This is a genomic window from Corynebacterium jeikeium, assembly GCF_000738175.1.
Classification (GTDB): Bacteria; Actinomycetota; Actinomycetes; order Mycobacteriales; family Mycobacteriaceae; genus Corynebacterium; species Corynebacterium jeikeium_C.
Genome location: NZ_JFCH01000058.1, coordinates 1 through 1,979, shown reverse-complemented (window position 1 = coordinate 1,979; position 1,979 = coordinate 1). Strand labels below are relative to the sequence as shown.

The following is a 1,979-nucleotide window of genomic DNA, read 5'->3' as shown; positions in this document are numbered from 1 at the left end:
GCCATGTTGCGGTAGTTCGCATCACCAGCGTTCTGCTCATCCACCTTCGCAGCCATACGCTGCAAAGACTCCAGAACCTGCTCCTCAGTCACCACACCATGCTTCAACCAGTTAGCCAAGTGCTGGGAGTTAATACGGCAGGTAGCGCGATCCTCCATCAGGTCAATGTCGTGGATATCCGGGATCTTGGAGCAACCAACACCCTGCTCCACCCAACGGACCACATAACCCAGAATGGACTGGGAGTTATTATCAATCTCCTCGGCGATCTCCTCAGCAGACCAATCAGCAAACTCCGCCACCGGAATGGTCAGAATGTCACCCAGAGTCTCACGACGCCCCTCCGTGCGCAGCTTGTCCTGCACCTCGAAAACATCCACCTCGTGGTAGTGGGTTGCGTGCAGCGTCGCACCCGTCGGCGACGGAACCCATGCGGTGGAAGCGCCCTCCTTCGGCTGGCCAATCTTCTGGGCCAGCATGTCAGCCATCAGCTCAGTCTTGGCCCACATGCCCTTACCGATCTGCGACTTACCCGGCAGACCATGCGCCAGACCAGCATCCACATTGTTGTCCTCGTAAGCGATCTTCCACGGCGCGGTCTGCAGATCCGCCTTACGCACCATCGGACCAGCCAGCATGGAGGTGTGGATCTCATCACCAGTGCGATCCAGGAAGCCAGTGTTAATAAACGCCAGACGCTCCTTAACCTGTGCGATGCAAGCATCCAGGTTGGCGGTGGTGCGACGCTCCTCGTCCATCACACCAACCTTCAAGGTGAACCGCTCCAGACCCAGCAGATCCTCCACAGCACCGAACAGGTCGTTGGTGAACGCAACCTCGTCCGGGCCGTGCTGCTTCGGCTTCACAATGTAGATCGAACCATTACGGGAGTTACGCAGCGGGTTGTTCTCATCCAGACCCGGGATCGCAGCAGCCGAAGTAATAACGGCATCCATGATGCCCTCGAAAATCTCCTCACCATTCTGATCCAGGATCGCCGGGTTCTGCATCAGGTGGCCAACGTTACGCACGAACAGCAGGGAACGGCCGTGCAGACGCAGCTCCTCACCATCACGGGAGGTAAACACACGATCCTCGTTGAGCTTACGGGTGAAGGTCTTGCCACCCTTCTCCACTTCCTCAGTGAGGTTGCCGGTGTTCAGACCTAGCCAGTTGCGGTAGCCCAGGGTCTTGTCGGTTGCGTCGACGGCGGCGACGGAGTCCTCAAAGTCCATGATGGTGGAGACTGCGGATTCGAGGTTCAGGTCCTTCACGCCGGCCTTGTCGGTCTTGCCGATCGGGGACTCCGGGTCGATCTGGATGTCGATGTACAGGCCATTGTTGTACAGCAGGATGTCGGTCGGGTTGGCCTTGTCGCCGCCGAAGCCTGCGTAGACCTCCGGGTTGCGCAGGTGCACATCATTGCCGTCGATGGTGGCAGCCAGCTGGCCGGACTCGACGGCGTACTTGGTGACGTCCTTGTGGGAGCCGGACTCCAGCGGTACAACGCGGTCCAGGAACTCACGGCCCCACTCGATGACCTTGTCACCGCGAACCTTGTTGTAGCCGGTGCCCTTCTCCTGGCCGTTCTCTTCAGAGATAGCGTCGGTTCCGTAGAGGGCATCGTACAGGGAACCCCAGCGGGCGTTCGCTGCGTTCAGCGCAAAGCGGGCGTTCAACGCCGAAATAACCAGCTGCGGGCCGGCGGTCGTGCCGACCTCCGGGTCGATGTTCTGGGTCGTAATCTCGAAGTCACCCGGTTCGTCGACCAGGTAGCCGATCTCCTTTAGGAAAGCCTTGTACTCCTCCGGATCCTGAGCACCCTTGTGGTCGGCATACCAGGCATCCATCTTCTTCTGCAGCTCGTCGCGAGTGTTCAGCAACTCACGGTTGCGCGGGGTGTACTCCTCGACGATCTTGCCGAAGCCATCCCAGAACTTCTCCTGCTCCTCGGCGGAATCCTTGCCGATGGCGGGAAG

At 59.3% G+C, this 1,979-nt stretch carries 1 protein-coding gene; it reads right to left on the bottom strand.

The genetic code is table 11. The features are described 5' to 3' along the window. The coding region (locus JQ46_RS09535) for a malate synthase G (protein ID WP_051876320.1) at positions 1 to 1,979 on the bottom strand (1,979 nt) is incomplete at both ends.